Genomic DNA, 10,000 nt, shown 5'->3' on the forward strand with positions numbered 1-10,000 from the left:
GATTAAATGAAATTTCTCCTGAGTATTTAGGTAATCTTAATATTGAAAATATTAAAACTTTTGAAGCTAAAAAAGCAATTGACTCATATACCGAATCACTTTATAAAAATGCTAGAGCAAAAGCTGTTCAGGCAAAATATGATGAATTAGTATCTAAAAGAATTGAGGTTGAAAATAAAACATCAAAAGATTTTGAAACTACAGGAGAAAAGATAGGTTCATTTTTTGGTCAATCTAGTAAAGAATTTGCTAATAGAGATGAAGTCAATAAATATGTCTTAGAAACATTTGGTAGTTATATTGACAAAAAAGTCAATCCAAAAACTGGAGAAATTACGGTTAACAGAGAAAAATTCCGTGCTTTAGTTGAAAAATATATTGGAGCTTCAGGTTTAAAAATTAAAGAACAAGAGTTAGCAGATATAGATGCTGAATTAGCTCTATATGAAGCTGAACTAGAGAAAAACTTTAAAGATAAAACTGTAGTAACTGAAGAAACAATCACAACTGGAGGTGGTGGTGTTACTCCTACAGGTGATGATGATAAAAAGAAAGAAAAAAAATACGATGACAGTTATTTAGACGATGAAAAACGTCGTCAAAAAGAACTATACGAACTTCAAATGAAAAATGAAGAAGAGCGTATTAAAATGCTAAAAGATGGTTATTTAAAAGAAGCTCTTTTAGAAAATCTTAGACATGCTGATAAGCTTCACGGTTTTGAAGAAAATATTAATGATTTATTGGCTTTGCAATCAAAATTAGATAAGGAAATTGTAGAGGCAGAAAAAGCAGGCGACACTAAAAAAGCTACATCGTTAAAAAAACAACGTGAATATGTGGTTGAGCAACAGAAATATATTGGAACTCAAGTTGAACATGAGCAAAAAATGCACCTACTTAGAATGGCTACCATTCAAGAAAAAGGAGGAATGCAAGAAGTTGATAAGCTAAAAGAAAAATATGAGCGCGAAAAACAACTAAGAGAAACTGCCTTTTTAGAAGAAATGGCATCGCTTTCTTTATCTGAAGAGGAAAAAGAAAAGCGCAAAAAAGAATTCCAAGAGCGTGAGCTTCAGATGGAGGAAGCAATGCTGAAAGAACAAATCAATCTTTTGAACAAAATGATTGATGATGTTAATTTTGAAGGAATTGATTTTAGTCTTTTATCACCTGAAGATGAGGAAAAATTAAGAATTCAAATTGAAGCAATTCAAAATGCAATAGCAAAATTAAAATCTGCGAAAAACGGAGATGTAGAAGAAAACTCTAAAAAGGAATTAGATTTAGGAATAGGTGGAGAAACTGATGTTCTTGGCTTTACTCAAGACCAATGGGATAAGTTTTTCCAAAATATAAATAATGGTACGGTTGGTTTTCAAACCATGGCTTTTGCAATTCAAGCTGCAGGTCAAATATTTTCTCAGGTAGATCAATATATGACCGCTTCAGAAAACGCCTCCCTTAAAAAATATGAAAGAGGTCAGGATGCAAGAAAGCGTGCATTAAAAAGACAATTAGATTCAGGTCAGATTAATCAAGTTCAATACAAACGTAAGGTTGAAGAGTTAGACCAGGAATTAGACCGTAAAAAAGCAGAAGTAGAATACAAACAAGCTAAGCGTCAAAGAATAATGTCGATTGCAAATGTAATTACTTCTACTGCTCAAGCTATTATGAGTATTTGGGCGCAAGTTCCAAAGTTTGATTTTGGTGCTACTGCTGGAATACTTACAGGAATGGTTACAGCTATGGGAGCTTTACAATTGGGTACAATTTTAAAAACACCATTACCAGCTAAAGGTTTTGAAGAAGGTTTGTATCCTGACTACGTTAAGCGAGAGCAAGACGGTAAAATATTTAAAAGTTCTGGTACTTCAAAAATGGAAACCGGTCTTTATTCTAAACCAAGAATATTAGTTGGTGAAGGTCCAGGAGATATGCCAGAACTTGTAATTGATAAAAGAGCCTTTGCACAAATATCACCAGAAACAAAAAGTGCATTATTTAGAGAGCTTCGTGGAATAAAAGGTTTTGAAAATGGATATTATAAGGACGATGTTTTTTATACAGGTAATTCTGTTGGTTCTGGTTCTGCTCCGGTAGGTTCCGATTCAGAATTAATTAAGATGATGTTAGCTGTAGTTGCAGAAAACACTTCAATTATGAAGGACTTAAAAGAGTCTGGAATCATAGCTTATTTTTCAAAAGACTATAGAGACATGAAAAAATTTGTTGAAGAAATGGAAAAATTCAAATCATTAAGAGAAAAAAACCGTAAATAGTATGAACTACATCACCACTCAAATATTTGCAGACAATAGAATAAATATCTTTGCTGATAGATTGTTCTATTATTTAGATGAAAAATTCACTTTTGATTTTGTAAAGGAAAAAATTGTTCTTTCTGGTCATTGTTCAGCCATTTTGCAAGAAGCAGAAGTTTTACCAACTGCTTCAAATGTTGTTTTCTTTTGTGTCGATTTAGACGTTTACAATTTTTTGCTGTTAGAAATAAGCAAAATTCTAGAACCAAAAATTTGTATGAAATTCAAAGAAAGAATCTTATTAGATTTTGAATTTGTAAAAATTGAAATTTGGTATGAAAAAACAGGTATGGATGCCATTAACTATGAGGATTCAGACATTTTCATACATGCTTTAGATAAAATTCCACCAATACTTATATAATTATGTCAATACCTGTAAACACACCTTCTTTTGTAGATACACCATCTACACAAGCTTTTCAAAATTGGGAATCTCCATCTCCAAATACTTTTATTTATGTTCAAACTGTTTACAATGCAATTTATCCAGCGTTTTGTAATGTAAAAATTAAAGATATAATTGGTACTCCTGAAGCTTCTGGATATACACAATTTAGATTGAAAGTAATGAAAATTTATTTTGGCACTACATCAACCACAGATTGGTTAGTAGCAAATGGTTCATTATTTCCTTCTTTAATTACAGGAGCACCACAAACTATCCCTATTACTAGCTCAGGTATGGTTGATTTTTTAGGACTATCAATTCAAAATCTTGCATTAGTTAATATAGGAACTCATGAAGCTAGAGTAGTTTACACAATAGAAGGAAAAACACCTTCAAATATTTGGAATGAAATTTCAAGCTATTTTCATGTTGTAAGATTGAGTGTTTATGAAAATGAACAAACCACATGGAGTGAAGATGATTTTATTCTAAATCACTATCAAGGAACTCCACGACCAGAGAAAACAATTACAATGAATGGTCCACAATGGACTGTCATTACTCCTGCTGATTTCATTTTAGAGAGTTCCGACCCAAGTGTTACAATTGGGACTTCAACTTCTGCAGCAGGGGTTCAATATAATGCTAGTGGTTCGGGTGAAAAAGTAATAAAATTAAAAATCGGTGATTATTTTGATACGCCACAAGCTCTTGTTAATCCAAACTATAATAGAGCTCTTATGGTATTAGCCGGAACATCAACTTTAGTTGGAAGTATTAATTTTATTCTAAACGTTTTAACTCCTGGTGATTTTCTTGTAAATCCTAGTCCTTTAAATTTTGAAGCTACCAAAGGGGGAACGGAACCGCTTGCAATTGATGTGTTTGTATTTGCGCAAAATGCATATTCAATCAGTCATCCATCTTGGTTATTGGTTACTCCATCTCAAGAGAATAGTCCTGGTAATTATGCAAATTTGAATGTAGTTCCAATTTCACATGCAAACTTGTCAGGAGGAACTTATGCAGGAAATATTGAGTTAACTTCAATTGTAGGTGGTTCACCAGTTACAATTCAAATTCCTGTAACTTATGTGTTGCATGAATTTGTTTCATCGCCCTATTCTACTACTCTATTTAATTTCACAAAGGATCCATTATTTTTTGAATTCTATACCCAAACAAATGACACTTATTTTGATATCAAAATGAATGTTGAAATATTTGATTGGCATTTTCAAACAGGACTTTCAAAAAATTATGTTATTCCTTTTAAAGTTCCGCTATACAATAAGCGTCAGCGTGAAAATATAGGATTACGAATTGATAAAATGATTTCTCGATTGGTAGATCCCTTATTTGAAAATTCAAATTTGTATAATGCAGCTAATGTAAATCTAGAAATTACCGAAAAGACTTATCCAGCTCACGAGGTAGTTAGAAATACTACGTTGACAACGATTAAGTTTCTTGCAGGTGTTACACCAAAAATTAAAAATGGAAACACTGCTTTCCTAGAAATATCTGAAGGAACAAAACGAATTGCAAATGCTAAATTTGATTTTGTTAATTTGCTTTTAGATCCAGGACAAATATATGATTGTGAAATTTTGAGAAATGGTGTTTCAATTGAACAATTTCAAATAACTTCTCTAACTCCTAGTTATTTGTATGTAATGGATTTTGAATCAATAGAGCCAGTTCTAGGTGATGTAATTGAATTCAAAGTTTTTGTAAATGCAACCGACTTTATCAGTAAAAAATATTTGGTATTTCCTGAATCGGAATATACAAATATGATACTTTGGGAAGATGAATTTAAATTAGTGCAAACTTATGAATTCACAGGAAAGCATTTGGTTAAGCCTGATTTTACTTACCAAAATTCAAATCAAAAAAGAAATTTAATTGATTACATAAAATCTGTAGATTCAAAAAATACTCAAAAGATTAGTTTGAATTCAGGATTCATTCCAAAGTCAGACCGCGAAATTATTATGAGCATTTTGGCATCAAAAAGACTTTGGGTTTATATTGATGAAAACAATTTGGTTGAAATGGTAAACGAAACCAAATCTATAGTTTACGATGATATCGACCGTGAGCTTATATCTTTTGATTTAGAATTTACAATCAACAAAAAACGTCATGAGGAAAATAATTCATTCTAATTTTGAGCTAGATTTATCTACAAAAAAAATAACAGACATATCGGAGAATCCAATTTTCTCCGATAAGTTTTCTACAAAATATTCATATCCAATTGAAATTGATTTGGAGGATGATTTGGATATCGCTTTTGGATTTATATCCTTTTACAATTCTTCAAATCCATTAACATTAATTGATGTAACGTATGTTCACAATGATGTTTTATCACCTGCGGTTTTAGAAGTTGAAGAAATTCAAGGAAAAAAAATGCAGATAACAATTTCGTGGGGGTTTGAAGAATTTCCAAGTTGGAACAAAAAATTGTCGGAATTGCCATTAGATAAATTTGAGGTAGCTAATATCTACTCTCATGCAGCAGGAATAATTTCGCAAACTTATCCAGCTGTAAATTATAATTTTCCTCAAATTCATACAGATAAAATTGATACTGATGACGATATTTGGTTTGCTTTTGAAAAAATATTGAACAATTTTAAAGAAGGGGCTTTCTTAGAAAACTATGTAGACACTGTTGAAGATATTACTTATAACAAAAATATCATGCAACCGCTTCCATATTTGCTTCATGTTTTAAATAAAGGGTTTGAAGATGGAGGTTATAATTTGGATGGTTCATTTGTAAATCATCCATTGATAAAAAAGATTTGCCTGTATTCAGACGCAAATTACTTTACAACTTTTGAGCAAGAAAGTTATACTATAATGAAAATGTCTGAAGATGGTATTGTAAGATCTGAACAAATAACCGGAACCTTTACTATTCCTCCAGCTTTTTCATGGCAACAACCTCAAATTGTTACTAATCCAAATCAAAGGATTTCAAAATATACAAGTGTTACAACCATTGCTGCTCCGGGGAAATACAGAATTATTGGAAAAATAACACTATTTTCTATGGTATTTAAACGAGCATATTTCACGGTTAAATATAGAAATACTATTATTGGTTCTTTTTATTATAATGCTTCAAGTGATGTCTTTTTACGCATTAATGGTATAAAAAGAACTGTAAATGTAGATATCGTTTTTGAAACCCTTAGTGATTTATTGCCAAATGAAATCACAATTGAAAGTGAACAATATCCTACATCTGACAAAGTTATTTTTGATATTAATATAAATCCTATTCGATTACATGATACATCAGGAGAGGCAATACCAACGGTGTTAAACCCGAATCAAATTGATTTAACACGAGCGGTTCCAGACCTTACATTTGGTGATTTGATAACTGCTTTAAAAAATTGGTTCAATTTGAATTTAGATTATGACAATTCAACAGCATATCTAAACTTTGTCCAAGAAGATATTGATTTAGCAAGGTTAAAAGAATTCAATTTATTTGAAGTAATGGAACCATTGCGCAAACTTCAAAAAGGAAACTCTTATGTATTGAAATTTCAAGAAGTAAATTCTAAAGAATATTCGTTTGTTCCGGTGTACCATTCATTTGATACTATTTCTAATTCTTCCTTTGTAACCAACGAAAAAACAACAGAAATTCAAATCAATGGATATCCATTACCGTTAGCTTTTAGAAATGGAGTTCAAACTGCTCATGCGTTTGAAGAATCAAATGACAAAGTTCAGTTAGTAATCTACGATGGGTTAACTTCGGGATTGAATTTAGCTAAGGACCCGAATGAATTACTTTTACCAAGTGTCCACGAAAACTTTTGGAGAAAGTTCATTGAGAGAAGAATAAATGCACAAAATTTTCAGTGGAGTTTTTTAGCGGATAGCTTTGAAATTTTAGGATTGAATGTAAAAGATAAATTAAGCTGTTATTCAAACATTCACTTAATAAAATCGATTTCCAAAACCGAAATAGAACCAGAGATTTTTGAAGTAGAAATTGAAACTGAAGCAGAGATATAAAAAAAAAGCGGACAATTACTGTCCGCTTTCTTCTTTAAATAAATCATCTAATCTAAACATATCGTTATTAGCATCAACAGCAACGATATGGGCGTATATCATTGTTGTCTCAATTTTTTTATGACCAAGAAGTAACATTAGATTTTGTATGGTTCCTCCGGAAATTAAGTATAGAGTAGCAAATGTATGTCTAGAGGTGTGAAAAGTAACTTTAATTTTAATACCTAATTGTAAAGCTATTTTTTTCAATAGCTTATTCATCGTCTGTTCTGCAATTTTTTTCTGGAAGAGTTTAGGTTCGTAATTAATAATATCTTCCGCTTGATTTATTAAGGTTACCAATTGGTCCTTTTTTCCTTTTTTCGAAACGAATGTTATATAATTATCATACATGTCTTTTCTATGTAGTTTTAGTACATCAGAAACACGAAGACCGCTAAGACAAGCAAATAAAAAATAACCTAATGTTAGTTTTTCATTTTCTGTTATGAATTCAGATTTATAATATTTGATTAGCCTTTTTAAATCATGCAATTTAAGTGGTGTTCTATTTCCACGAGAAGAACCTGCTACAACATCTTCCAACTCAAATTTTAATTTTATTCCATCTTTTTTTGCAAGCTTCAGGAATTTTTTAATTGATGCAATATTTGATGCAATTGTTGTGTGTGCATTTCCTCTTTTAACACACCATATTTTAAACTCTTTGAAAAATTGCAAATCAATATCTTGAAAAGAAATGTCTTCTTTATACTTACAGAGTTTTGCATATACAGAATTATGACGTTTATAACTTCCCGGCTCTAAGAAACTACGCTCTGCTTTAAGTGCTTCTTTGAAATATGCTAAGAAGCTTATTCGAGTTAAGCCACTCTTTAATTCTTTTTTTAAAATTGCAGGCGTTAATATTCTTTCAGTTAAACGGTAGTTGACTTTTATGCTTTCAATTTTTCCTTCTAATTGGCCAAGGATTAAATTATAATCAATCATTTTTTGATTGACTTCTTTAAACCTTGCCTTTTTTTCATCCCATAAAATAGTTGGAGCTTTTATTTCTGTTGAAATACGCTCTCGCTGTTTGTTTCCAGAAATGAACAGGTAAACTGTGCACTCTTCTCCGAATTTTCTAATCGTAAAATAATTATTCACTGACACATAAAAATTTGCTGTGTCAATCAGTGTGTCAAAAATGCGTTCGTTTTGGGCTAAGAACATAGTCAAAGTAAAAATTAATTTAAACAAAAAAAGTACACTACATAAGGCTTCCCTCGTGTTTGTGTACTTACTTTGACTACTGCGAAACATCGCATTGTGATCGCGCCAGGATTCGAACCTGGGACCTACTCATTAGAAGTGAGTTGCTCTATCCAGCTGAGCTACGCAACCTATTTTATTATCGTCGGGGTGGCAGGATTCGAACCTGCGGCCTCCTGCTCCCAAAGCAGGCGCGATAACCGGGCTACGCTACACCCCGCAAAAAAAACAAAAAAGCGGAGAGACAGGGACTCGAACCCTGGCGACGGTTACCCGTCGACAGATTAGCAATCTGCTCCGTTACCACTCCGGCACCTCTCCTATTATTGTTGTAAGAACTTATCTTTTTTGCGGTTGCAAATGTATATTTTCATTCTTAATTATACAACATTTTCGGGAGTTTTTTTCAATATATTTTTCTAATTTCTAAAAAAACGCTTACAATCAATACAATAGCTTTTTAATAAAAATGAAATCAAATTAGTAATATCAAAATAAAATTAGATTTCAACTTAGAATATCAACAAAAACCTTGCCTCAATTCGAATAAAAATAGTAAATTCGCAATTCAAATAAAAAACCTTTCTATCATGAAATCGCCACTAACTAAAAGTTTGCCTAAGCAAACACCTTTAAATAGAAAGGCGATAACATATATTACCGCTAATAAATAAAATTTAAATATATGAATAAAAAAGTAGTTATCGTTTCTGCCGTAAGAACTCCAATTGGAAGTTTCATGGGAGCTTTATCTAGTGTACCTGCTACAAAATTAGGTGCTGCTGCCATCAAAGGCGCTTTAAATAAAATCAATTTAGACCCTAAATTAGTTGACGAAGTTTTAATGGGTAACGTAGTTCAAGCTGGAAACGGCCAAGCACCTGCAAGACAAGCCGCTTTATATGCTGGTTTATCTGAAAGTGTTGCTTGTACTACTGTAAATAAAGTTTGTGCTAGTGGTATGAAAGCCGTTATGCAAGGTGCTCAAGCTATCATGGCTGGCGATGCTGAAATCGTTGTTGCTGGTGGTATGGAAAACATGAGTTTGATTCCTCATTACGTTCATTTAAGAAATGGCGTGAAATTCGGACCAACTTCATTAGTAGACGGAATGCAAAAAGACGGTTTAACTGACGCATACGATAACAATGCTATGGGTGTTTGTGCTGACTTATGTGCAACTGAATACAACATTACAAGAGAAGCGCAAGATAACTTCGCAATTCAATCGTATGAGCGTTCTGCAGCTGCGTGGGAAGCTGGTAAGTTTGATGCAGAAATTGTTCCGGTAGAAGTTCCTCAAAGAAGAGGTGACGCTATCGTAGTTACTAAAGACGAAGAATTCACTAATGTGAAATTAGATAAAATTCCTTCATTAGCTGCGGTTTTCACAAAAGAAGGAACGGTTACAGCTGCTAACGCTTCAACTATTAATGACGGAGCTGCGGCTTTAGTATTAATGAGCGAAGAAAAAGCACAATCTTTAGGATTAACTCCTTTAGCTTATATTAAATCATACGCTGATGCGGCTCAAGAACCAAAATGGTTTACAACTGCACCTGCAAAAGCATTACCAAAAGCATTAGACAAAGCTGGTTTAACAGTTACTGATGTTGATTTCTTCGAATTTAATGAAGCTTTCGCTGTAGTTGGATTAGCTAATGCACAAATATTAGGATTAGACAATGATAAAATCAATGTAAACGGTGGAGCTGTTTCTTTAGGTCACCCACTTGGATGTTCTGGAGCTAGAATTATCGTTACGTTAATCAATGTTTTAAACCAAAACAATGCTAAAATTGGTGCAGCTGCTATCTGTAATGGTGGTGGTGGTGCTTCGGCAATTGTTATTGAAAGAGCATAATTTATAATTTTATTAATGGTGAATTTTGAATTTTAGTTACATTTGTAATTAAATTCTTAATTCATCATTTCTTATTTTGAACCAACATGTTTGGAATTTGTAATTTAGCCATAG

The 10,000-nt window shown here is 32.2% G+C and carries 6 protein-coding genes and 3 tRNA genes; 5 read left to right on the forward strand and 4 right to left on the reverse strand.

Features of this window, described 5'->3' with window-relative positions:
- The 4 genes from LDL23_RS11445 to LDL23_RS11460 all read left to right on the forward strand — a co-directional run.
- Positions 1 to 2,285: hypothetical protein (locus tag LDL23_RS11445; RefSeq protein WP_291265823.1), on the forward strand; the 2,285-nt coding region annotated here is incomplete at its 5' end.
- 1 nt (position 2,286) lies between these two features.
- A complete protein-coding gene (locus LDL23_RS11450; protein ID WP_291265824.1) occupies positions 2,287 to 2,691 on the forward strand; it encodes a hypothetical protein in 405 nt (134 codons plus the stop codon).
- Positions 2,692 to 2,693: 2 nt separating this feature from the next.
- On the forward strand, positions 2,694 to 4,889 hold the full coding sequence (locus LDL23_RS11455) for a hypothetical protein (RefSeq protein WP_291265825.1): 2,196 nt from the start codon (positions 2,694 to 2,696) through the stop codon (positions 4,887 to 4,889).
- Positions 4,867 to 6,768, forward strand: a complete 1,902-nt coding sequence (locus tag LDL23_RS11460; protein ID WP_291265826.1) for a hypothetical protein — start codon at positions 4,867 to 4,869, stop codon at positions 6,766 to 6,768. Before LDL23_RS11455 ends, LDL23_RS11460 begins: the two co-directional genes overlap by 23 nt.
- A gap of 15 nt (positions 6,769 to 6,783) precedes the next feature.
- Here the strand turns inward: LDL23_RS11460 and LDL23_RS11465 are convergent, their stop codons facing one another.
- The 4 genes from LDL23_RS11465 to LDL23_RS11480 all read right to left on the reverse strand — a co-directional run bounded on the left by LDL23_RS11465 (position 6,784) and on the right by LDL23_RS11480 (position 8,343).
- Positions 6,784 to 7,983, reverse strand: coding sequence for a site-specific integrase (locus LDL23_RS11465; protein ID WP_291265827.1), 1,200 nt, complete (start codon positions 7,981 to 7,983; stop codon positions 6,784 to 6,786).
- A 97-nt stretch (positions 7,984 to 8,080) separates the two neighbouring features.
- Positions 8,081 to 8,154, reverse strand: a tRNA-Arg gene (locus LDL23_RS11470).
- A gap of 13 nt (positions 8,155 to 8,167) precedes the next feature.
- Positions 8,168 to 8,242, reverse strand: a tRNA-Pro gene (locus tag LDL23_RS11475).
- A gap of 17 nt (positions 8,243 to 8,259) precedes the next feature.
- Positions 8,260 to 8,343, reverse strand: a tRNA-Ser gene (locus LDL23_RS11480).
- Positions 8,344 to 8,707: 364 nt separating this feature from the next.
- Between LDL23_RS11480 and LDL23_RS11485 the strand changes: the two genes are divergently transcribed.
- Positions 8,708 to 9,886: an acetyl-CoA C-acyltransferase gene (locus LDL23_RS11485; RefSeq protein WP_291265828.1), complete on the forward strand. Its 1,179-nt coding sequence runs from the start codon at positions 8,708 to 8,710 to the stop codon at positions 9,884 to 9,886.
- The last annotated feature ends 114 nt before the right edge of the window (positions 9,887 to 10,000 follow it).

Source organism: Flavobacterium sp., from assembly GCF_020217025.1.
GTDB lineage: Bacteria > Bacteroidota > Bacteroidia > Flavobacteriales > Flavobacteriaceae > Flavobacterium.